At 45.0% G+C, this 25,011-nt stretch carries 15 protein-coding genes; 9 read left to right on the plus strand and 6 right to left on the minus strand.

All coding sequences use genetic code 11. The annotated features are described in order from the left end of the window. Nucleotides 1–53 precede the first annotated feature (53 nt). Both allB and CES82_RS10770 read left to right on the plus strand, forming a co-directional pair. Nucleotides 54–1,436, plus strand: coding sequence for an allantoinase AllB (gene allB / locus CES82_RS10765; RefSeq protein WP_098826200.1), 1,383 nt, complete (start codon nt 54–56; stop codon nt 1,434–1,436). Continuing rightward, nucleotides 1,433–2,770 carry an NCS1 family transporter gene (locus CES82_RS10770; protein ID WP_098826202.1) on the plus strand — a complete coding sequence of 446 codons (1,338 nt, stop codon included), beginning with the start codon at nt 1,433–1,435 and terminating at the stop codon, nt 2,768–2,770. Before allB ends, CES82_RS10770 begins: the two co-directional genes overlap by 4 nt. 57 nt (nt 2,771–2,827) lie before the next feature. On the opposite strand, the gene CES82_RS10775 is transcribed toward CES82_RS10770, so the two are convergent. Further along, the gene (locus CES82_RS10775) at nt 2,828–3,316 is read right to left on the minus strand and encodes a pyridoxamine 5'-phosphate oxidase family protein (RefSeq protein WP_098826204.1); all 489 of its coding nucleotides are present in this window, start codon (nt 3,314–3,316) and stop codon (nt 2,828–2,830) included. Nucleotides 3,317–4,068: 752 nt separating this feature from the next. Between CES82_RS10775 and metE the strand changes: the two genes are divergently transcribed. The 4 genes from metE (at nt 4,069) to CES82_RS10805 (ending at nt 9,025) form a co-directional block, all read left to right on the plus strand. Continuing rightward, the gene (metE, locus tag CES82_RS10790) at nt 4,069–6,339 is read left to right on the plus strand and encodes a 5-methyltetrahydropteroyltriglutamate--homocysteine S-methyltransferase (protein ID WP_098826210.1); all 2,271 of its coding nucleotides are present in this window, start codon (nt 4,069–4,071) and stop codon (nt 6,337–6,339) included. After that, the gene (metF, locus tag CES82_RS10795; protein ID WP_098826211.1) at nt 6,326–7,192 is read left to right on the plus strand and encodes a methylenetetrahydrofolate reductase [NAD(P)H]; all 867 of its coding nucleotides are present in this window, start codon (nt 6,326–6,328) and stop codon (nt 7,190–7,192) included. Before metE ends, metF begins: the two co-directional genes overlap by 14 nt. 385 nt (nt 7,193–7,577) lie before the next feature. Then, nucleotides 7,578–8,228 (plus strand): sugar O-acetyltransferase, encoded by a 651-nt coding sequence (locus CES82_RS10800; RefSeq protein WP_180245732.1) that lies wholly within the window; start codon nt 7,578–7,580, stop codon nt 8,226–8,228. Nucleotides 8,229–8,404: 176 nt separating this feature from the next. Then, on the plus strand, nt 8,405–9,025 hold the full coding sequence (locus tag CES82_RS10805; protein ID WP_098826213.1) for an FMN-dependent NADH-azoreductase: 621 nt from the start codon (nt 8,405–8,407) through the stop codon (nt 9,023–9,025). Between the two features lie 36 nt (nt 9,026–9,061). On the opposite strand, the gene CES82_RS10810 is transcribed toward CES82_RS10805, so the two are convergent. Both CES82_RS10810 and CES82_RS10815 read right to left on the minus strand, forming a co-directional pair. Continuing rightward, a complete protein-coding gene (locus CES82_RS10810; RefSeq protein WP_098826214.1) occupies nt 9,062–9,502 on the minus strand; it encodes a MarR family winged helix-turn-helix transcriptional regulator in 441 nt (146 codons plus the stop codon). Nucleotides 9,503–9,599: 97 nt separating this feature from the next. Next, nucleotides 9,600–10,199: a TetR/AcrR family transcriptional regulator gene (locus tag CES82_RS10815; RefSeq protein ID WP_098826216.1), complete on the minus strand. Its 600-nt coding sequence runs from the start codon at nt 10,197–10,199 to the stop codon at nt 9,600–9,602. Nucleotides 10,200–10,375: 176 nt separating this feature from the next. Between CES82_RS10815 and CES82_RS10820 the strand changes: the two genes are divergently transcribed. Together CES82_RS10820 and CES82_RS10825 are read left to right on the plus strand one after the other, a co-directional pair. Beyond that, nucleotides 10,376–11,266 (plus strand): SDR family oxidoreductase, encoded by an 891-nt coding sequence (locus CES82_RS10820; RefSeq protein WP_098826218.1) that lies wholly within the window; start codon nt 10,376–10,378, stop codon nt 11,264–11,266. 21 nt (nt 11,267–11,287) lie between these two features. Then, on the plus strand, nt 11,288–12,037 hold the full coding sequence (locus CES82_RS10825; protein WP_098826220.1) for an SDR family NAD(P)-dependent oxidoreductase: 750 nt from the start codon (nt 11,288–11,290) through the stop codon (nt 12,035–12,037). A gap of 89 nt (nt 12,038–12,126) precedes the next feature. Here CES82_RS10825 and CES82_RS10830 read toward each other — a convergent pair whose 3' ends face one another. The 3 genes from CES82_RS10830 to CES82_RS10840 form a co-directional block, all read right to left on the minus strand. Continuing rightward, nucleotides 12,127–12,750, minus strand: a complete 624-nt coding sequence (locus tag CES82_RS10830; RefSeq protein WP_098826222.1) for a nuclear transport factor 2 family protein — start codon at nt 12,748–12,750, stop codon at nt 12,127–12,129. A gap of 194 nt (nt 12,751–12,944) precedes the next feature. Beyond that, on the minus strand, nt 12,945–14,210 hold the full coding sequence (locus tag CES82_RS10835; RefSeq protein WP_098826224.1) for a TcaA second domain-containing protein: 1,266 nt from the start codon (nt 14,208–14,210) through the stop codon (nt 12,945–12,947). Nucleotides 14,211–14,215: 5 nt separating this feature from the next. Beyond that, the gene (locus tag CES82_RS10840) at nt 14,216–15,205 is read right to left on the minus strand and encodes an alpha/beta hydrolase (RefSeq protein ID WP_098826226.1); all 990 of its coding nucleotides are present in this window, start codon (nt 15,203–15,205) and stop codon (nt 14,216–14,218) included. Between the two features lie 316 nt (nt 15,206–15,521). Between CES82_RS10840 and CES82_RS10845 the strand changes: the two genes are divergently transcribed. Then, on the plus strand, nt 15,522–24,887 hold the full coding sequence (locus tag CES82_RS10845) for an MBG domain-containing protein (RefSeq protein ID WP_098826228.1): 9,366 nt from the start codon (nt 15,522–15,524) through the stop codon (nt 24,885–24,887). Nucleotides 24,888–25,011 lie beyond the last annotated feature (124 nt).

Genomic DNA, 25,011 nt, shown 5'->3' on the forward strand with positions numbered 1-25,011 from the left:
GGCTTTTTTATTTGCTGAGCGACCAGTCACAGTGTTGGCTTGGAGGAATGAACATGCAAGCAACAACGATTATCAAGAACAGTTTGATCGTCACGCCAACGGGTGTGGTGAACGGTGATTTAGCGATTAAGGATGGTAAGATTGCGGCTATTGGTGAGTTATCTGAAGCTGCCGCGGAAGTGATTGACGCTCAAGGCCAATTGGTTTTACCAGGGATGGTGGACGCGCACGTACACATTAACGAACCGGGACGCAGCGACTGGGAAGATTACCATACTGGCAGCCAAGCACTGGCAGCAGGTGGCACCACTAGTATGGTGGTAATGCCGTTAAACGCGCTTCCGGCCCGGACAACTGCAGCTGAATTTACGCGGCATCGTGCCATCGCTGAGGGCAAATCATACATTGATTTTGCATTGTATGGTGGCTTAGTACCCGGTAATCAAGCAGATATTGGCCCAATGGCGGATGCTGGTGCAGCTGGCTTTAAAGCGTTTATGGCAACGACTGGCAGTGATGAGCCTGGTGATTTTCATAACGTGGATGATTATGATTTGTATCGGGGCATGCAAGCAATTGCTAAAACGGGATTGCGACTATCGTTACATGCGGAAAATGCCATTTTGACTGATCGACTGGCAGCGGATGAAATCGCCCATCAGCACACGGATATTCAAGCCTATATTGATTCACGCCCACCCATGGTTGAAGTGGAAGCAGTTAGACGAGCCTTGTATCTGGCCAAACAGACGGGCTGCAAATTGCATTTTGTTCATCTATCAACTGGTGAAGCTGTTCGGGAAGTTCACCGAGCACAAACAGAGGGGCAGGATGTGACTTGCGAAACCTGCGTACATTATTTGACGTTAAATACGGATGATTTTAAGCAGATTGGTCCCTTAGCGAAGTGTTCACCGGTGTTACGAACACCTGCAGTTCAAGCTGACTTATGGCAGGAAGTTCAAGCAGACCACGTTAACACAGTGACTTCAGACCATTCACCGGCACCCGCTGAGATGAAGGCGAACCCCAACAACAATATTTTCGAAGTCTGGGGTGGCATCAGTGGTGCTCAGAATAACTTGGATGTCTTTTACGACGTTGCAGTTAAGTCAGGGCGACTAAACTTGCAGCAGTTTGTTCAACTAATCGCTGCGGGACCAGCTCAATTATTTGGCCTGAAAGATAAGGGACAACTGAGAGTTGGCGCTGATGCGGATATTGCATTCTTAGATCCTAACCAAAGCTACACGTTGCGGCCAGAAGACCTGTATTACAAGAACCCAATTTCGGCTTATGTGGGCCGTCAGATTAATTGTCGAGTCACCAGAACATTGCTACGCGGTAAAACCATTTTTGAATTGGGGAAAGGTTTCGATGAGCAACCTACTGGACAATTTTTGCATAATCATCACGCGATGGGGGTTGCAAAATGACACCACCAACTGCAGTTCAACGGTCTAACCAGACAGTAGCTGAAGACTTAAAGCCAATTGCCGATAATCAGCGTAAGGTTGGTATCTTCGCGTACATGGCCATGTGGCTGGGCGATGGATTTAACATTGGCAACATCACGCTAGGCTCATCCATCGTGGTGGCCGGTGTGGCAACCATGAATTTACTGCAGACCATGGTGGCAGCCGGTATCGCAATTGCGATCATCACTTTGATTTTCACCCTGAATGACCGATTTGGGTACCGCACTGGTGCGCCATACGTGATCCAATTACGACTGTCGTTTGGAGTCAAGGGTGCTAAAATCGCCAGTTTGTTTCGCGGGATTCCAGCCATTGTGTGGTTTGGTTTCCAATCCTGGACGGGTGCGTTAGCGCTGAATCAAATTGGCATGACGCTGTTTGGATTCACCGCCAATCACACGTTTGCCTGCTTCCTGGTATTACAGATGATTCAAGTTGTCATGGCATTATGGGGATTTCGGTCCATTAAATTAGTTACCGGCACCATCGCCACTGTGGTGATGGTTGCCATGCTGGGTGTTTTTCTGCTCTTAGTGACGCAGCATCAAGCCGTGATTCAGCAGCGATTGGTTCGATCATCGGGGACGTGGGGATTGCCATTTTTCGGTTTTATCGTGGCGTTCTTAGGTAACTACACGGCCATCTTTGAATCAGCGGCCGACTACTCCCGTGAATTAAAACCGAATCTCAGCGATCAGCGTCGTGGTTTGCTGTACCTGATACCAATTGGGTTAGCATACGGCATGACCATCGTGACGGGGGCGATGCTGGCGGTGGTCACGGGAATTGCTAGTCCGGTAACGGCGATGGCACATCTACTGAATAATGGCTGGGTGACGGTGGTGATTTCCTTCTTCATTGTGTTAGGCACGATTACTACTAACACGGTAGCTAACATTATGCCGCCAACTTACATGCTGACCTCATTGTTAAAAATGCCACAGCAGCTAGCCACCACGATTGTGGGTATTTTGGCGATTGCCACCTGTCCGTGGGTCTTGGTTCAGGATAGTTCAGCGCAGGGTTTGGCGTTATTTATCCACCTATATTCGATTTTTCTAGGACCAATGACGGCGATTATTTTGATTGAATACTATCTACACCGTCATCAGCACGTTGACCTTTCAGCCTTATATGACGCCAGAAAACAACCGGATTTTACGTGGCGCGCTCCCTTGGCGTTACTCCTCGGGGCAATATCGGCGGCCTTGATCGTTAATTTATCGTGGTTTGTTGGGTTCTTTGTAGGTGGTCTGGTGTATTGGAAATTAGGTGTGAGCGAAAAAATTTAAAGATAAAAAAGCAGATTTCCTAAAATTTAGGAGATCTGCTTTTTGGTTGTGTCCCAGTTATTTTGCACTGTGAACTTTGCCAGTAAACTGCGTCACGTCAATGCGAATCACACCAACGTGCGCTAAATCTTTTGCTGAAATTTCACCCGGCATTTCACGACCAACTTCATGCTTTAAAAGAGAACGTAAGGCATGTTCTTTTTCGGTTGGGTCTGAAACCAAAGTGGCTTTACCAGTACCTAGAACGCTGCGGTAGAAATAACTGAAGTTGCTTAACGGAGATTCATTTTTGGGGGTGTCCAGGCTGGAATCAGCGATAATACTGAAAGAAACGTCTGGGTTAGCGGCAATTAACCCACGTTTTTTACCCGTGGATGCACCATGGATGTAGAGGACCAAGTGATGGTCATTAAATTCATAGCCATAATTAGTCGGCACAACGTAGGGTGCTGGAAAATCTAGAATACCCAAATTGATTACTCGAGCTTGATCAATAATCTCTAATTTAGTTGCTTCATCGGTAACTTCACGGTCAGTACGTCTCATATTCAAGCCTTCAATTCATTATTAGTTAATTTAATTATAGAATAGGCGGTATCATTCGTATAGCTATAATGAGTAAAATACGAAAGTTAATTAAGAAAAAGATGAGTGGGTTGACAATTATCTCTAATGAGTTTATCATCAATTGCATGATATGAAAAAACGATTAGAAGATGAGTAGGACTCCTAACCTTAATCAGAGAGCTGCGGATGGTGAGAAGCAGTAAGGGGCGAGTGTGAAGATGGTCTTCGATAAAGCAGGGTATTCGAGCGAGAGTAAGAATATCATGGGTGTGCCCATTACAGCACAGGGGTATCAAAAGGTACCCGGTGAGGAAGTCTGTGTGAGCGGGCTTCAAATTAAGGTGGTAACACGAGAGATCGTCCTTATCTTCGCACTTGTGCGGGGGTGGGGGCGATTTTTTTGTACAAGGTGCGGAGCCAGGCGGTTAGAGAGCGGAGTGTAAGACGCTTTCGGTGGAAATCCCGAACTTGGATTTATACCGGAAGCGACTTACATGCAGCTCTCTGCCTGGAGGAACCCGATTAGGCTACATAAATTAAAACACCAAAACCAAAAATCCAGAAGGGAGAGTGACCAACAATGCCTCAAATTACTTATCTACATTGCAATAAAATTTCCACTGCAAGTTACCTACTCGGCGATGGCATTGATGGCCAGGTCATGTGCCTGTCAATCAGCTATTAACCCACTTGAGATGAAATGATGATTGAATAAAAGGAGATTTTAAATTATGACAACAACAATTATTGGATATCCACGTATTGGTAGTCACCGTGAATTAAAGTTTGCCGTTCAGAAGTATTTTAAAAAGGAAATTAGCGCAGAAGAGTTAGCTCAAACCGCTGCTGATTTACGGAAGCAAAACTGGGACACCATTAGCGGTGCTGGTATTGATCAGCTGGTTTCAAACGACTTTTCATACTACGACACCACGTTAGATACTGCTAATTTATTAAACATCGTGCCAAAGCGTTACAAGGATTTAAACCTGTCATCACTAGATGAATACTTTGCCCAAGCTCGCGGTTACCAAGGCGATAAGGGTGACGTTACCGCGTTGAGCATGAAGAAATGGTTTAACACCAACTATCACTACCTTGTACCAGAATTTGATGACGATACGGATGTTAAGCTGGTTGGCACCAAGATTTTTGACGAATATCAAGAAGCCAAGGATCAAGGTTACCAAACTCGTCCAGTCGTCCTTGGACCATACAGTCTATTACGTTTGAGTGCTTTTGAAGGCAACCGACAAGATACTGATTTTACCAGCGCATTGGTTAGCGCATACGAAGGTATCTTTGAAAAGTTAGCCGACTTGGGTGCTGACTGGATTCAGTTAGACGAACCGCAATTAGTTAAGGATCAATCTGAAGCTGATTTGGAACTCTTCACCGATCTCTATAAACCATTATTGAGCAATAAGCATGGGTTAAAGGTCTTGGCACAAACTTACTTCGGTGATGTGCGTGACAGCTATGATCTATTAACTTCATTGGACTTCGATGGTCTTGGCCTCGATTTCCACGAAGGTGACGAGAGCCTGAACTTGATTGAATCAAAGGGCTTCCCTGAAGATAAAGTGCTATACGCTGGCGTAATCAATGGTAAGAACATCTGGAAGGCTAACTACGATCAACGGCTGGACTTGCTCCACAAGCTGCCTAAGACCAACATTGTGCTAAGCACCTCGTGTTCGTTGCTCCATGTACCATATACGTTGGAAAATGAACCTCAATTAGATGAGAAGTATAAGAAGTACTTGGCATTTGCTAAGGAAAAATTAACTGAATTAACTGACCTGGACCACATTCTGGGTGGCTCAGGCGACGATGCCTTAAAGGCTAACGAAGCGCTGTTTGCTAAGCCTCGTTATGAAGAAAACCAAGCTATTATCGACAAAGTTGCTTCATTAAAGGAAAGTGACTTCCATCGTGAACCATCATTTGAAGAACGGGCCGCAATCCAAAAGAAGGAATTTGATTTACCAGAATTACCAACCACAACGATTGGGTCATTCCCACAAACCCGTGAAGTTCGCCGTAACCGTGCTAAGTACAAGCGTGGTGAAATCACCAAGGAACAGTACGATCAATTCAACCGCGATAAGATCAAGGAATGTGTCGAATTCCAAGAAAAGATTGGTTTGGATGTACTAGTACATGGTGAATACGAACGTAACGACATGGTTGAATACTTCGGTGAAAAGCTGGACGGTTTCCTGTTTACCAGCAACGCTTGGGTTCAATCATACGGTACCCGTGGTGTTAAGCCACCAATCATCTGGGGTGACGTTAACCGGACTGCCCCAATCACCGTTGCGGAATCAGTTTACGCACAAAGCTTAACTGATAAGCCAGTGAAAGGGATGCTGACTGGCCCAGTAACGATTCTGAACTGGTCATTCCCTCGTGAGGATATTTCTAAGAAGGAAAGCACGTTGCAGATTGCTTTGGCTATTCAAGCAGAAGCACTCGATTTGGAAAAGAATGGCATCAAGATTATTCAAATCGATGAACCCGCTTTACGTGAAAAATTACCATTGAGAAAATCAGACTGGTACAGCCGTTACCTCGATTGGGCAATTCCAGCCTTTCGTCTTGTTGGTAGCAAGGTTCAACCAACCACGCAGATTCACACCCACATGTGCTACAGTGAATTCGGCGATATCATTGATGCCATTGACGCTATGGATGCTGATGTTATTTCATTCGAAGCATCACGTGCTGATTTAACGTTGCTGGATACGCTCCAGAAGACGCACTTTAAGACCCACGTTGGTCCTGGTGTTTACGATATTCACTCACCACGGATTCCATCTGAAGACGAAGTTGCCGGAACCATTCACAAGATTTTGAAGAAGGTACCATTGCAGAATGTTTGGATCAACCCAGATTGTGGACTGAAGACACGGGGAACAACAGAAACCACAGCTAGTCTGGAAAACGTCGTTGCTGCAACTCAGCAGGTTCGCAAGGAACTCGCACATGAAGGTCGTTGATTGTTTCAAAGAACGTCCCGTGATCTCGTTCGAAATATTTCCACCGCGACCGAATGCTAGCGAAAAATCGATTGAGCGGTTCTATGATAACCTTGATGTGTTGGCAAGTTTAAAGCCGGCTTACATCAGTGTGACGTATGGTGCAGGTGGCAGCGACAATAAGTCTGGCACACTGGACTTGTGCCGTTACATCAAGCAGCATTATGGGATTGAAGTAGTCCCACATATTCCAGGTATCAATTTTACAACGTCAGCAGTGAAATCGTACTTGGATGAGCTAAAGGCTTCTAATATTGAAAACGTCTTGGCCCTGAGAGGCGATCTACCAGAAGATGGTCAGATAAAGGGCGATTTCCAATATGCTAGCGATTTAGTCACTGAAATCAAACGTGACGGTGACTTCAACGTGCTGGGTGCGTGTTATCCCGACGTACACCCAGAGGCTAAAGATAGCGTAGATGATATTAAAAACTTGAAGTGTAAGGTTGATGCGGGTGTTTCACAGCTCATTACTCAGCTCTTCTTCGAAAATGAACACTATTATCAGTTTTTGGAACGCTGCGAATTGGCGGACATTGACGTTCCGGTGCAAGCCGGGATCATGTCAGTGGTCAATGAACGCCAAATCAAACGCATGGCAACTATGAACGGTGTTGGTTTGCCGCAGAAATTTCTTAGAATGATGAATCATTATCAGGATAACCCGGTGGCGATGAGGGATGCAGGAACGGCCTATGCGATAGACCAGATTGTGGACTTATTGTCGGAAGGGGTGGATGGTGTTCATCTGTATACTATGGATAATCCCGTTGTGACTAAGAGAATTTGTGGGGCGATTGAGACATTAATTTAAGGTGCGAAGCGAGGCGGTTAGAGACTGGAGCGTAAGGGGCTTCTGACGTAAACCCCGAACTTGGGTTTATGTCGGAAGCCCCTTACGTGCAAGTCTCTGCCGAGCGGAGCCCGATTAGGCTAGGTAAACTAAAAGAGCGAACTTGGGATTTGTGCCGGAAGTGACTTACATGCAGCTCTCTGCCGAGTGGAGCCTGATTAGGCTAGGTAAAACTAAAAGAGCAAATGCACCAAACGCCATATAACTAAATAGCATTTCAAAAGGCATCACTATCCAGCGAGGTAGTGATGCCTTTTTTAGTCAGTTAGTTACAAACCAGTAATTGATAAGTATAAATTTTACTATATAATATTAGTACGTACAAATTTACTAAAGGAGCGTATCTATGTCTGAAAACATTGAATTTAATCGCATGATGAATGGCGAAATCTATCATCAAACACCTGAATTATTCGAAATGCGAATGAAGGCGCGAGACTTATTATTCGAGTATAACCGCTTAAACTACCGGGATTTAGAGAGCCGTAAACGAATTTTGAAGGAATTACTCGGCCAAGTTGGCGAAAATTATCTCATTGAATTGCCCTTTCACACAGATTATGGTTTTAACGTGAAATTAGGTGACAACTTTTTCGCGAATAATAATTTAACGTTACTTGATCCGGCACCAATCGAGATTGGCAATGATGTTTTAATTGCCTCCAACGTTGGTATTTACACGGCAGGCCATGCTTTAGATCCTGAATTGCGACTTAGAACGGGTGCCGAATATGCCATTCCCGTTAAAATTGGTAATAACGTTTGGATCGGCGCCGGTGTGACGGTTTGCCCAGGGGTTACTATTGGTGATAACAGCGTGATTGGCGCAGGTTCAGTGGTCACTAAGTCAATTCCAAGCGATTCACTAGCCTATGGTAATCCAGCTCACGTGGTACGTCAGTTTGACGAGCGCGATAAAAAATACTACTTTAAGCAACGGCAAGTCACACAGGAATATCTGGATAAATTAGCGAATGGTGAAACTTTCCATCGGTAGGAAGATGCCTGCAAACTTGATTTAATTAAGTCCTAAACAAATGAACGGCACTGACTCTATCTGAGTTTGGTGCCGTTTCTTTTGAGTTAAAAGGTTGCCGACCACTTACAAATGGTGTACACTATCATAAGTGGTCAACCACATATTAATTAACTAACATTAAAGGGGACAATTAAATGTCAAAAGTATTAGTAATCAAAGCGCACCCATTCGATGGTGACAAATCACGGACAATCAAAACATTAGACACTTTTCTAGAAACTTATAAAGCCAAAAATCCCGACGACGAGATTGAAACCTTAGATCTCTTCGCCACTAACTTCCCAGAACTTGATGGTGGTATGATGGCTGCCTGGGGTCAATTAGCCAACGGCACAGCCTTCACTGACTTACCAGCTGACGTTCAAAAAGGCATGGGTCAGTTCAACGACGCCTTGGCGCAGTTCAAGGCTGCTGACAAGTTGGTCGTTGCTAACCCAATGTGGAACTTATCCATTCCTGCTCAATTGAAGTCTTGGATCGATGCTATCACCGTTGTTGGTGAAACCTTCCGTTACACCGCAACCGGTCACATTGCCTTGGTTCCTGGCAAGCCATTCGTTCATATTCAGGCTGCCGGTGGCAAATATGAGGGCAAAGATTTGGGCACTCAATACGTGCAAGGTGCATTGGAATATCTTGGTGCTAAACGGTTTGCTAAGATCGGTGTTGAAGGGATGGACCATTTCCCAGATCAAGCTGATCAAATCGTGGCAGCAGCACAAGAAGAAGCCAAAGAAGTTGCAAATAAATTCTAGACCAAATAAAAAACCATTCCGTTGAGGGATGGTTTTTTATTTGGTTTCATTTTTTTGCAAATTATCACAAATCTTATCCGCCACTTTAACAAAGACAGCCTGTTCTTCAGGTGAAAGGCCCTGAATCGACTGCTCCTCAATAGTGTGACAAATAGCTTCAACTTTGTTAGCTAATTTCAAGCCTGACGGAGTAAGTTGCACCAGTGTCACTCGCCTGTCTTTTGACGATTTACAGGTTTCAGCTAATTGCGCGTTCACGAGGCGTCGAACGGATTTAGCTACCGTAGAATGGTCCACTTGCATGATTTCAGCAAGTGCATTTTGCGCCTGTTGTCCATTGTGAGCGAGTGTAATCAAGATGGTGTCCTGACCTGGATATAACCCCAGGGCGCGGATGCCCTTTGCAATCAGTGCTTCGTGGTTGTTAACGATACGCAAAGCTGACGCACCGACTGGATAATCATCAAAAACAAGCATGGCAATTTCCCCCTCTGTGTTATACGTTGCCGACCACAAAAGTGTACCAAATTATGCCGTGTTTTTCAATTAATAATTCTCTGCTTGGAAAGTAAATTTAATGATTGATTACCCACTGATTAATGAGTAAATCTACTTGCTTCGTGTCGTTCATATCCGAACGTGCGCCACTGAAGGAGAGCACAATGCTTTGCAGTGCAGGTGCCAGAAATACTTTAGCACCCGTTTCGGGGTCAAAGTCGATCAGTTCATGTTTGGCTTGACGGTAGGCAAGAAAATCGGCCAATTTATCCGTTAAGACACTATATTCCTCGTCGGTGATGTCTTTTAGGGCAGGGTATAATTCGTCTTGAAAATAAATGTCGGCTTGCCATAGGTATAGGTTAGGGACAAACATGTCCACGAACCCCTGATTAATGGTATGAAGTGCGTCAACAATTGGGGTTTCTTTCAGTGTATCGATTTTATCGCCTAGCGCGACGAATTCTGGTGTGACATCGAGTTCCATCAAGGTCTGGATCAGGTTGACTTTACCATCTGGAAAATAGTGATAGAAGGTAGTACGAGTTTTGTTCGCATGCTTTGTGATGTCATTCACGGTAGTTGCAGCGTAACCCTTAGTTTTAAATAGTTGACGTGCGCTGTTGATCAGTGCTTCTTTAGTAGCATCATAGTAGGCTTGACGTTTGCTTGCGATTGGGAATCATCGTCCTTTCTGTAAAATCATTAGTACTAATATAACACGTTTAGTCGTTTTTTTCTTTTTTCGTTGACACGGTGTTGACAAAACATTGTGAAAGAATTATTATATATTTAATTTAAAACGCTTTCTCGTTTTGGATGGTTAACTAATAAACTAAAGGATCTGATTGAATGCTGTTAGTAACGTGTGCCAATGGCCAAGTCGGTCATCGAATCGTACCATACTTGATTGAAAAGGGTCAGGATGTCCGTGTCATGGACATTAACCCAAAAGTTGAAGACTATAAAAAAATCGGTGCTAAAGAAGTGATCGTGGGTAACGGCACTGATGAAGCAACGTTAGATAAAGCCATGAAGGGCATTGATGCGGTTGTTTATCTGCCACCGCTGTTTACGTATCAGGAAGCTAAGATGGGGAAGATGGCGATTGATGCTGCCATCAAAGCTGGCGTTAAGCAATTCATCGATATCTCAGTGTTGTTCCCACTTTTGGACAATAACCTGCAACACCGGATGAAGACTGAAGTTGAAAAATACTTGATGTACCGTGGCTGGGAAAGTCACATGCTGTGGACGGTGCTTCAACCTGCTGGTTATCACCATAACTTATACGTTAAGCCATTCTACGAAAGTGGTGAACTACCAAGTTATTCACCGTTAGACCAAGTCATTTCCATGGTTGATGCGCGTGATGAAGCCGACGTTGTTTTAAAGGTGTTAGCTGATCCAGAAGGCTACGACAAAGGCGTCTTTGCGTTAGCTAACGAAAAGTTCTCTCTACGCCAGGTTGCTGCATTAATGAGTGAAGTTACTGGCAAAGAAATCAAACCAGTCTTTGTACCAAAGGATAAATTACGGGATTACTGGCCAAATTACTTCTTGGGTTCAGACAGTTATGCGGAAGAAGCCTTCTGGCACATTTACGATAGTAACCAGCGTTGGGACTGGGATGGTAATTCTAAAGAACTTAACTGGTTGCTGGATGGCAAGACTCGTTCACTGCGGTCGTACTTTGAAGAAGAAGCTAAAAAAGCTGGTATTCCAGTACACAAGCAAAACTAAACTTGAAAGGGAGCAATCATTATGACCCAAAAAATTGTGACTTTAATTACTGGTGCTGAAAAAGGGCTCGGTTTACTCACTGCTAAAGCTTTAAGCAAGGAGGGCCAAGCTATTGTGATCGGTGCCTTGGATGAGGATGCCGCTAAGAAAGCCGTTGCTGAGATTACAGCTGATGGTGGTGAAGCCAGCTACGTTAATTTAGACGTGACTAACCATGATCAAGTCAAGGCAGCCGGTCAATACTTTGCAGATAAGTATGGTTATTTGACCATTTTAATCAACAACGCCGGTATCGTGACTGATGGGCAACACACACCAGTCGACGTGCCGATGGATGCGCTACGTAAAGAATTCGATGTTAACTTCTTTGGTTCAGTCGACGTGAGTCAAACGATGGTACCGTTGTTGAAGAAGGCTGAAAACGCCCAAATCATTAATTTGTCCAGCAACATGGGCTCATTAGGATTAGCAACGGACACAAGCTTCCCATTCTATAACTTCTACTCAATGGGATACGGTGCTTCAAAAGCTGCCGTTAACTTTGAAACGATTTGCTTCAGCAAGGCGCTCAAAGACGATGGCATTCCAGTCAATTCAGTCAACCCTGGATTCTCTGATACGGCCTTTGGCGGACGTGATACGAACGATCCGAAACCAGCAGGCATGCAAACTGCCGAAGAAGGGGCAGCACAAGTCATCAAGATGGCTACTCGCAGTCCGCAGACGGATAGTGCTACGTTCAGTGAAAACGCTGGGATCGTACCGTGGTAATTTGAATGTAAATAAAAGAACTAGTATTTGGCGGTTTGCCTGTACTAGTTCTTTTTTGAAGCTATAAAAGTTATTGGAAACTTCGCGGATTATTTACCCATTAACCAAGCATCCATTTTAGTATACAAAGCGGTTACCATTTCTGGTTGATCAACACCTGGCAGGTCTTGACCAACTTGGTACCCTTTTTGATTCAGTACGTAAGCCAGGCAAGCGTAACTTGATCGATATTGTTTTAAATCTGCGGGATCTAAAGCGACATCAGCAGTTGGAACTACGGGAATCAAACTGTCAGCTTCATAGACACAGGTCATAAAGTTAATCAGCCATTCTCCGTTGATCTTTTGAACTTCATAGACGATTTTAGCATCTGAATTCAAGTTGAACTTAATTCCTTGAATGTCTTGTTCTGCCAAAATGGTGGTCTGCATGATAGCAATCGCCCGGTCACCGTTCATCCAGACTTGGGTGTTGTAAATGCGGTGAGCAGCACGACTGGTACTGGTCATTTTAGCAGATTCATCGACGAATTTATCAGCGTTTCCCGTGTACCAGGAAATGTCGATGGATGCGTGATCGCTATAAGTTTTCTTCATTTCGTCCCACAAGCTGTTATCCCGGCAAAAACGTTCAAATTGTACTAACTCAATGATATTTGCCTTGTCTAGGACTTCTTCAGCTGTAAATGGTTTGTTCTTGGATAGTAATAACATCGTGTAGCCTCCAGTGGTTTGTCAGTATTTCACCGTCAATAGTGAAGCCTGTTTGTAAAGTAACTTAACAACACTAATGCATTATGTAATAATTGTCAATGCCAACTTTAAACGGTATCTTTTTTAATTTGTAGACAATAAACACCCCCGCTCGAATATAAACGGGGGTGTTTAATGCTAACTAGTTTGGGCAATTATTCCTCAAACTTACCAGTATCTTCATTCAATAAACTGCTAATATCATGAATCTGGTCATAACGGTAGGTGCTGTCGTACTGGTGGGTGTCTTTATCGTAGGCCTTAACCTGCAAAACATCCGTGTGCGGCCAGCTAACCACGTAAGTATAATCGTCGTAATCAAAGCCATATTGATCCGCAATGGCATCGATACCGGCTTGCTCGTCACCGTGGTATTCTTCTTCAAAGTGACCGTAGTTGCTGTTACTTGGCGTTGAATCGCTAGAATCGCTACTGCTATCACTATTATCGTTAGTGTCGGCGTCTTGAGTCGCGGCATCTGTACTGTCACCACTGTCAGGCGTTGATAGATCGACCTTAATGTTCTTAGACTGAGTTGAAACGAGATTCTTCGTCACTGATTTGCCATCTGCAGTAGAACCAGTGCTGGAGAGTTTGAAGGTGTATCGTCCAGGAAACAGCGGGCCAGCTTTGTATGAATAATGATCGTTGCTGGCAGTGGCAACGTTTAACCCATTTAGGCTAATCGTCGCTTGATCGACGTTGGTTTGAACCGTTGGGTACATGGCGACCACTTCCAGCTTGTAGGCTGGGAAGAACAGCAGATGGTGGCCCTTAGTAACCAGTTTAAACGTGCCATCACTGGTTTGGTCGTTATTCACCAAACTGGATTTCATATCTGCTAGATAACGCTTGTCTGAGTTTAAGTAGTTCATGAAGGGGCCGATAGACTTGGAGTTGATCTCCAAACTAGGATCGGTAGTGGTCATGTATTTAACGGTGGCATCGGCATTGTTGTCGTGCATGGCGGTGATCATCTGGTCAACCTGCTTGGACTTGCTGTATTTACTGCTACCGTAAAGATAAGTCCCAGCTAAAATCAGGACGATTAAAACGATTAGGCTGATCCAAACTTTCTTTTTTCCGGATCCTTTTTGCCGATTCTTACGGCGTTTTGGCGTTGCAGTGGTCATGGCTGGTTTTCGTTTGGGCTTAGATTCGGTTTTAACCGGTTCTGGTTCCGGTTTAAATGACGCTGATTCAGGTTCAACCGGCTCAGGTTCAGTGGGCTGGGGTTCAGGTTGAACTGGTGGGACCGGAGTTGGCTCAGACTGATACGAAGACGTTTCATTATTATTGATTTCATTGTTGTTGGGTGTTTCGTCAGTGCTGGTCATTTCCGGTTTTAACCGGTGACCGCAGTTTTGACAGAACACATCATCGGGACTAACTGGCGCCCCGCAATTTGGACAAGTTGACATATGACTCACCTCTGAGTTTTAAATTGATTGAAGATGTAACGATAAGCATTAGGTAAAGCCCGGTTCCAGTACGGCCAGTTGTGATTGCCAAAGTGGTCGACTTGATAAGTGGGTTTGATTTGATGCTGTTGCAGCTGTTTGACAAATAAATTGACGTCAACAATGGGAACGGTGGTATCCAGCGCAGTGGTTTCAATGTAGAAATGAGCTGGTGACCTTTCTTGTGCTAAGTAGGTCGATAAATAGCGACTAGGCTGAGCTTGCTCGAAAACCTTTTGACTGAAAGCGCCATTAATTTTGAAGGCGTCCACCTGCGAATTGGTTTGAACGGTTGGTGGCACTTTTTGCCAAATGGCTGGTGAAATTAAGGCATCTACGGAAAAGAGGTGCGGGTGCCGGAAGGTTAATCGAGCAGCACCATACCCGCCCATGGAGATGCCACCAATAGCACGTTGCTTTTGGCCGGCTAACTGATAGGTTTTAGTTGTTTGGGGAATGAGATCATCTATCACAGCGTTTTCCATCTTCTCTTGAGTGGTATTTAAATAGAAGGAATTACCACCATCGGGGAAAATAACGACCGCTGGTAAATGCTTTTCCGTGACTAATTGATCCAAATAACGTTTTGAATGGGCTTGGGTAGTGAGATTAGTTTCGTCCCCATACAGACCATGTAGCATGTAAATAACTGGAAAATGGGTGCCTTGTTCCTTGAGCCGCTGATAATTCCGTGGTAAATACACGCGATAATGCCAGTTTCGGTGCAACTGTGAGCTATAAATCACGCGCGAGAGCACTTGGCTTGGTGCTGGTGCTGCTCTGACCTGTTTTTTAGCAGCACGTTGACTGGTTTTACTGACTGTTTTAGTCATCTGTTGTTTTGAATGCTGAACGGTTTGTTTTTCTGGTGGATTTAACGAATGCACCAGTCCGCCTAGGATTACCCCAATAATAACCACGGCGAAAACGATGACCGTCCAAAGATGTTTTTTCATGACGAAGCCCCCTGCTAACTTGTCAAGAACGGAATTTTAATATTAAGATAATCTTACATAAATACTGAGGGCGTGACAAGGCTAGGTTTGAGTGAATATTGTAGACAAATGTCTGATAATTAGTTGAAAACGCTTTATTGTAGATGGCCAATAGCTGATAACATTTAACTTAGAAATTTTTTCTTTATGAACACAGTCTGATAAGTTACAGAATATTGAATATGTATTATAATTATCAACAAAATGAACGATTCTGATTCGATAACTACACTTGACGGCGATTTTATTGAGTCACGAATGGGGGCAAGATTTCAATATGACTAAACAGCAAAAGAAAATGTTGAACGAAGTGTCTGCCGACCGAAAACAACGCTACAAAATGTATAAAAGTGGCGGCATTTGGACGTTTGCAAGTATGTTTCTGGTGTTAGGCGTTCTCTGGTCAGGACCCGCGGTTAAGGTTAAGGCTGATACAACCGCTAAAACTGCCGTTGCAAAACGGTATACGGCTGGGTTAGATAGTCAGCCCGCATCTGCTAGTGGCAGCGATGGCACAGCAAACGGGACAGACAATCAAACTACTGATCCAGCGACAACACCAGCTGCTGCTCCAGCTACGGATGCTCCAGCCCCCACGGATGTTTCAACAAATGCTACTACTAATATAGGAACAAATACGGCTGCCAAAGGTGACAATAATGAAGCAACCACGACACCAACACCAGCTGCTCAAAGTCCAGTGGCGCCTGCTCCCGCTACTGAACCAGCCGATACAACTGCCAGTCAACCAACCACAGCCAGCACTAGCAGTCAACCAACCACAGCCAGCACTAGCAGTCAAATTACCACCGCCAACTTAAACGGCACTAATCCAGCTAATTTGAATGCTGACGGCAGTATTTCAACGGCTGATAAGACGAATGTATCTTTGTCAGGTGCTAGCGATATTCAGGATAATTTTAAAGCAGAACAAATCGTTAAAGATGCAAATGGCAAGATTACAGCATCAGACATCACCGACACTATCAAAGATGGCGGTGTGACGTTGGTACCTAAAAACCAATCAAATACTGCTGGCACGTTAGTCTTCAAGAATCAGATTGATACCAGTCAGCCCTTTACCATTAACGCAACGTTTACCACTGAAAATGAATCTGCGGATGGCAGTAGCAGTGATGGCGGTGGACTAGGGTTTATTTTGCAACCCGTTGATCCACAAGACGCTGGCGTTGGGCTAGGCAGTGATCCTTCAACAGATATTGGTATTGACGGTCAGCCGAATACCACTTTTATTGGCCGCGATGGTTATAAATCACCTGACTTGCAGTACGCTGATACACAGTGGAATCAGATGACGGTGCGTCAAACAGATAGTACTGGACAATTAACAAAAGATACACCGACATGGACTTCAGCAGCAAACTCGGCATTAGGTTTGGGGTGGATTGGGCAACATGTTTCTCAAACTGAATATGGTACTCTGACTTGGACACCCAAGACCGGTGTTATCAATCACAGCGTGTCCGGAACATTAACCTACACCACTTTTGTGGATGAGCAAAGAACACAGCAAATTCAAACGTTCACAGCTGGTGGGGATTCTTCAAACTGGCTTGGTAATCTGATATTCGGGACAAAACCATTGGTTACCCTGAATCAGTCAGTTTCAATTGCCGCGTTTGGGGCAGTCGGTGACGTTAGTGGTGATGGCAGCAATGAGAGAACGGTGACGATTGAAAACGTCGCCGGTAAAAGTGCCTTTACCGCTAAAGTCAACACCATGCCGGTCCAGATCAACTACCTTGATCAAGATGGCAATACGCTTCAGACATCGGATATCACCAACGTTAATGTTGGTGATACCCTTAGTATCGGTCCAGTAACCGATTTGAGTACTGATACGTTTGCACCACGGGTGATTAATGGCTATCAGTTCGTTAAAGCCGTAACTAGTGAAGGAACCAATTCACTGTCCGTTACCAATAACGTATTGAACGCGTCAACTCAAAACAATCAAATCAATAACATTAATGTTTACTATACTAACCAAGTGAATTACACGATTCAGCCAGTGGATGCTCAGGGGCAAAGTATCGCTGGTTTGGCACCGCAGCAAATGACCTCAACCATTGGTCAGCAAGTTGCGACACCGGTACAAGCTGGGTATACCGCTACTAGCGCCAGCATCATCGCACCCGATAGTGATGGCAGCGTGGTGAACGTCATTTATACAGCGAATAAAGGGACTTTAACGGTTACTTATGATGGCCTGCCAACGCCACCAGCAGCGGTCAGTGTGGTTGGCACGGTGGGAAGTAGCTACAATATCGAAACGCCTACCATTGCTGGGTATACTGCCAACTTGGCATCGGTCCAAGGGACTTATGTTGATGGTGAAACCACGCTAACCGTGCATTATACGGCAAGCGATAATAGTTATCAGGTGACTCCTGTGGATAGTACTGGTAAGGTCATTAGTACATTGCCACAGAGTACCGGAACCTCCAAAACGGGCACGAGTATCAATGTGCCAACGTATGCTGGCTATACTTTGGCTACGGATCAAACCATACCAACGACTCAAGCTGGCGTTAGGAGCTATCAGCTTCGTTATGTAGCCAACAGTTATCAAGTCACAGTTAGCTATACGGGGTTACCGGATGACCTGGCACAAAGTACGAGTACAGTTACTGGGACTACGGGAGAAGAATATCAAATTAGCTCACCCGTTATTGCGGGTTATACCGCTGATCAGTCGCTCATTACGGGTATTTTTGGGCCAGATGATGCAGCAAACGGTAACTTCACTGTTCATTATGCTGCTGACACCAAGGACTACAAAATTCAACCGGTTGATGCTAATGGCAATCCGATTACCACCTTGACACCTCAGCAATTTGATGGCAAGACGGGCGAGCCAATCGTTTATCCAACCTATGATGGCTATACGTTGCAGGAAAGTGGCGGCACTGTTCCTGCCGTGTCAGATACCATGCCAACGATTAACGTTAAATATACTGCCAACCCTTCTACGGTCACCGTTAGTTTTGCTGGTCTGCCGACCGAGTTACCGGCGATAACGCAAACGGGTGTAACGGATGATACTTATCAGATCAATGCACCATTCATTGCCGGATATACACCTGATAACAGTATTTTAACCGGCACGTACAGTAATCAAGGGCACTTGGACCAGACCATCACTTATACTGCGAATGATAATAGTTATACCATCACCCCAGTTGATGAAAACGGTGACGTTATTAATGGCTTGGGACAAACCAGCGGCACTGCAAAAACGGATGAAGTGATTACGCCGCCAGATTATACCAAGGAAGGCTATCAACTTGTCCCAGATCAACCAATCTTGGTAACGAAGCCTGGGGGCAATAATTACCAAGTTGAATATGTCTCTAATATTGAGACCATAACCGTTAACTATAACTTGCCTAAAGGACAAACGCTGCAGGCGCATGTCGAAACCGGTAAAATTGGTGGCGCTTACAATATTGTATCGCCGACCATTACGGGTTATACACCTGATACACCAGTCGTCACTGGCACGTATGTGAATCAGGATCAAACTTTTACCGTGACCTATTCACCGATTACCGTGACCGTCACGATTCAGCATGCTGGGTTGGACTCAGCTACGGCTAGCGCTTTCCCGGCACAAACCATCTCTGGTCAATATGGCGATCAATTTAAGGTGGATGCAGCAAGCATTCCAGGTTATACGCCAGATTTGGCGACAATCAGCGGCGTTTTTTCGGCGAATAATGATGCTAATATGTATGTCATTACGTATACTGGCAAGCCTGCCACGGTAACGATTAACTATACTGGCGCTAATGCCACGCTTCTTCAGTCAGTAAATTTAACTGGTGTAGTGGGTGGCACATACACACAAACGTCACCAGATTTAGATGGTTTCACACCAGATCAGGCCATTGTTCAGGGTGCGTTTACAGCGGATAATGCGACTGATTCTACAACTAACACGCCAATCACAGTGGGCTATCACCGTAATAGTTCGTTAACGGAATACCGGTTAGTTCCAGTTGATGTAAATGGTAATCCAATCACTGGTGTAACAGGTATCGATACGATGGATAGTTTTGCCACACCAGGAACCACGATTGACGCACCTGATTATAGTAGTTTAGGGTATGTTACCTCACAAGAACCAATCGTTATTTCTACTGAGGCCACCGTTGATGCTGTGCAAACAGTTCCGATTACGTATCAAAAACAGGTTACTTATACCCTGCAAGCGGTAGATGCCAATAATCAGCCAATCGCAAACTTACCAATTACTACCGCTACCGGTATCGTGGGGTCAACAAAAACGCCGCCTACCGTTGCTGGCTACAGTGCAGTCAACAATACCTATACGGTGCTTGATACAGCAGCCACCAACGATAACCCAATTCAAATTCAATACACACCAAAAGACGTCGCTGTTACGGTGATACCAGTCGATGGTAACGGCAACCCAATTACTGATTTGGCTCCCATTACCGTGACTCAGGTTGGCGGTACGCAGCTAGACGAATCTACGCTGCCACAACCTGGCTACCAAGTTGACGATCATAATGCTGTGACGATTCCAATCAGTGATACGGGCGTTACAGTAGCTATGACTTATCTTAAAAAAGTCACCCTTGGATTGAACGGCAGTGATAACCAGGTTTATTCAAATAGCGCGCAATCAATCGATCCTTCTGAGTATGACGTTATGTTGCCGGATGGCAGCCGATACCCACTGAAAGCGAGTGATGTTGAACTCATTGGCGCAGATTTAGCCGTTACAAAAACGGTTCAAAACGTTGGCACCTATCAAGTTCGCTTGACCGAAACGGGGAAGGCGGCGATTGCTAATGCTTTAGCACAAAACAACGTTGTTTCCTTTGATGACACACAAACGGGGACGTTTATCATTACGCCTGAAACATTGAATCCCGCGCCAGCAAATACAGCATTAGTACCGGTTAATGCGACTGACCCTTCACAGAATCCTCAGTTAGCGACTGCGATTGTGATTCAGGGCAGTACTAAAACCTATGATAATAACCCGGCAACGGATGCCACTAGGTTTAAAGTTCTGGCGCCAAGCAAGTTTTCAGACTTCACGATTCCTAAGTTAGACGTCACTGACTTTAATACCAGCGCAATCAAACAGGACGCTGGAAACTATGAGGTGACTCTAAGTGCCAGTGGGCTGCAAAAACTGCAGGCTGCGAATACCAACTACTCCTTTGATGCTAGCAATGTGCAAAATGGTTTGTTTGTGATTACACCAGTGCCGATTACGATTACGGCGCCAAGTGTAACCACTGAATATACGGGTGAACCAGTATCCGTGCCTCAGGGAGCGGTGACTACTGATTCCGGTGCGTTCACAGCCACCCCAAGTTACACGATTTCGGTGGATGGCGATGCTCAAAACGTCGGGATTTATGCCACAACGGTTCAGCTCACGGCAGGTGCTAACACAAACTATCAGATTACGACCGTGGCTGGCAACATTGTGGTCACGCCCAATACCAAAGCAACGGTTACGGTAAATGGCGGCAGTAAAGTTTACGATGGCACAACAAACGTTGATACCAGTAAGTTCATAGTGAACCTATCTGGCGGATTAGTAGCACCAACATGGACCGTTGACGATTTTAATTTAAAGGAGATCACCAGCGCAAATGTCGGTGACTATCCAGTAACGTTGAGTGCCAAGGGCCTATCAGATTTACAAGCGGAGAATCCTAATTACACGTTTGCACCTAACAATGTGGTTGCGGGAAACTTCACAATTACAAAAACTCCTGCTACCATTAAAGTGTTAAATAAGACACAAACGTATTCTGACCAGGCAATTACAGCTGCTGACATTCCGTTTACGATTACTGGTGTGGTTAATGGCGAAATTTTGAACTACTCATTATCTGGTCTGGAAGCCAACACGAAAAATGTTGGTGATCATGTGATTACGGTAAACGTAGCCGCTGGTGATAATCCTAATTACGACGTGACGACACAAAGTGGAACGTTGACGGTCACCCAAGCCAGCTTGCCAGCTGGTAGCGTCAGAGTTAATGGTGGTACCAAAGTATACGATGGTAAGGCCACCAGTGACTTTAGTCAGTACGGTGTGGCGTTAAGTGGTGAGTTAAAAGCACCAACATGGACCGCTGCTGATTTTAGTTTACCGACTAATATTACTAATGCCACTGATGTTGGGACTTATACGATCAGCTTGAGTGGTAAAGGTGTGAGTGACCTACAAGCCGCTAACTTGAATTACAGCGTGACGCCTAAAGACGTGACTGCTGGTATCTTCATGATTACACCAGCACCGATTACGGTTACGGCGCCGACGCTTTCCAAATCATATGATGGTCAAACCTATACCGGAGAGGATTACCGGCCGATCGTAGACGGGGTACCCGCTAATGGTGAACGGCCAAGCTTTACGTTGCCAGACGTCAGTGGAGATACCAACGTTGGTACTTATACGCTCGATGCAACGGCCGTTCAGAATACTGAAAATTATGAGGTTAAATACATTGCTGGTTCCTTGGAAATTACGCCAAATACAACTACTACCGTGAACGTTACTGGTGTCTCTAAGGTATATGACGGATTAGGAACCACCTACTCTGTTGAACTACCTACTGGTGTGAAGGCACCATCGAGCTGGACGGCTGATGATTTTAAGGTGCCAAAGGATGCGGTTAATGCTGGCAGCCACACGGTTACTTTGAGCGATAAAGGAGTCGCCGATCTTCAAGCAGTTAACAGCAATTACAAGTTCACCAGTGCCAACGTTAAAGCTGGCAGATTCACAATTACGAAGGCAGCACTTACGGCAACTGTTCACAATGTCACTAAAGTTTATGATGGTCAGGGCTTTTCACCTGATCTGGCATCCTTAGTGACGGTAACGGGCTTACCTAAGAACGGAGTCACTGTCAACCTTTCAGTTAACGATTTGAGTCAGGATACTAATGTAGGGTCATATGATGTGATGCTTACGGCTACGGACGATCCAAACTATGACATTCAGATGACTAACGGAACATTGACGATTACACCCAAGCCCATCGTTAACGCTATTTCTATTAGTCATGCTGAGAAGACTTATGATAATGATGCGACTCATGTACCGGTCTTTACATTAATAGGGCCAACGGATGCAGCCGATTATCCAAGTTTGACATTACCAGTATTGGCAGCTAATGATTTTGATACCGCCGCTGCCCAGAGTCAGGATGTTGGTTCTTATGCAGTGACGCTAACAGCCAGCGGTCTTCAGAAGCTTAAGAGTGCTAATGCCAACTATGACATCACGGCCGAAAGTATTCAGCCGGGGACATTAACGATTACACCTCAAGCAGTGACGATTGCTGGGCCAATGTTAAGCAAAACCTACGACGGTCAGCCATACACTGGCGCTGACTTGAAAGCGACAGTTACCGGTGTGCCAGCGTTAGCAACCAGTGATAAAGCACCCGTTTATCAAATGGCTGATATGAGTAATATTACGGATGCGGGGGATTATGTGATTGCGGTTATCGCTGATAATACAGTAGGCGCTAACCGGAATTACGCGATGACGTTAACTAATGGTGCATTAACCATTAATAAAGCTGCGGTAACCATCAGCGCACCGCAGGGATTGACCAAGGTGTACGACGGCAGTGGTTACACCGTTTCAAATAACGCTGGAACCGTGACTGGTCAACCAGCGAATGGGGACCAGGTTAAGTATTATTTATCATCACTAACTGATGCAGTGGACGCGGGTACGTATACTTTGAACGTCATTGCGGATGATAACCCGAACTATGCGGTGAGCGTCGTACCAAGTACCTTCACCGTGACGAAGCATGATCAGGCAACTGTGACGCTGGGTACGGCTAGCAAAGTCTACGATAACGATCCTGTGACAACACCAATATTCACCGTCACGTTGCCCGCAGGTGTGTCAGCGCCAAAATGGACGGCTGATGATTTTGAGTTATCATCAACCAGTCAAAATGTGGGTTCATATGCTGTTCAACTGAGTACAAAGGGACTTCAAGACCTGAATGCTGCTAACGCCAACTACAGTTTCACGGTAACTAACATTATCGCTGGCAGTTTCAACATCACCCCAGCAACGCTTAATGCCGGCAGTGTTGTCGTACAGGATCAGTCAAAGACTTATGATGGTACAGCGACCACTGATCCGACACAGTACACTGTAAGCCTGAGTCAGCAACTGACTGCGCCGACTTGGACGGCTGATGATTTTGATTTAAGCGGGATTACCAGTCAGAATGTTGGCAGTTATGAAGTTAAATTAAGTGCTAAGGGCTTGGCTGATTTACAAGCTGCCAATCCAAACTACAAGTTGACATCTGCAGATGTTACCAGTGGTCATCTAGTCATTACTCCAGCAACCATTACGGTTACAGCACCGACCATTTCTAAAGTTTATGATGGTCAGGCGTACACCGGTAACGCCAGTTTGACGCTGACGGGTGTGCCAACTGCTGGTGAGCAGCCGAGCTTCACCATGACGGATATTAGTGACGCTAAAAATGCAGGTACGTATAGACTAGCTGCACTTAATGGACAGAATCTTGATAATTATACGGTTAACGTTATTGATGGTGCATTGACCATAACGCCAGCTCCAATTCAAATCACTGCACCAACGCTGAAGAAGGAATATGATGGTAGTCCTTATGCTGGCTCAGTAACACCAGTGATTGCTGGGTTACCTAGTCAGGGTGTTGCTCCCGTCTACTCGATGACAGCATTGGGTGACGATACTAACGCTGGTATTTACACGATTGCAGTTAACACGCCAGCGGATGAGAATCCAAACTACGCCATTTCCACTACGACTGGACAGCTGACGATTACGCCGATGACCCCTCAATTCCGGTTTGTGGTTGACGCAATCTATCAGACCCTCGGCCAACAATCGGGTACGATTACAACAGATACAGGAGTGAAAATTAATCAGCCTAAGTGGACACCGGATGATTTTGTTCGTGTTGATATGGGAAATGGTACCTACACTGTGACCTTGAGTGAACAAGGATTGAAGGCTCTCCAAGATGCTAATCCGAACCTCGCAATTAGTTCGGCTGATATTACGCCTAGTCAACCGCTGCCAATTGAGACACCGGCTACGAATACCACGCCAACTGATTTGCCAACCATTGAGGTTAATCAGCCAGCGTTAGAGCCAGTAGCTTATCGGATTGAAGTGACGAGTATTACCAATAACGCGAAGACCTTTAACCAAGAGTTTAATAAGGCGAAAGAGCTAGCTGGTTCAACACCAGAGTTGGTTGTATCGAGTCAGCAAGGTTCAAACCCTAGTCAGCAGGTTGTTAAGCGTCCAGGCAAGACTGATACTAAGCCAAGCTTACAGGATGGTAATCAGACAACTAATCGGAGCAACCATCAACGGAAAGTTTCGGTTACCATTCGCCGGACTGATCGAGGTACGAAACGAAACGCAGTGACTCAATCAACGCAGGACGTGAAAGACAAGAACCAATCAAGCGCACAGAATGAATTACCGCAAACCGGCGAAAGTCAGTCATCATGGCTTGCTGCATTAGGTGCAATGCTCATGAGTTTATTGGGAGCGTTAGGGTTTAAGAAACGAAGGACTCGTCGATAATTTATAAAAATATAATATGTATTTTTGGGGAAATATGTTTACCAGCTACAAATATGTTTTTTCAATTCAGGATATTTACCGTTAATTTTTGTAAACTTGAATTTTTCTTAATAACAGGTTTACA

It is taken from the genome of Secundilactobacillus silagincola, from assembly GCF_002583405.1.
In the GTDB taxonomy this organism is placed as follows: domain Bacteria; phylum Bacillota; class Bacilli; order Lactobacillales; family Lactobacillaceae; genus Secundilactobacillus; species Secundilactobacillus silagincola.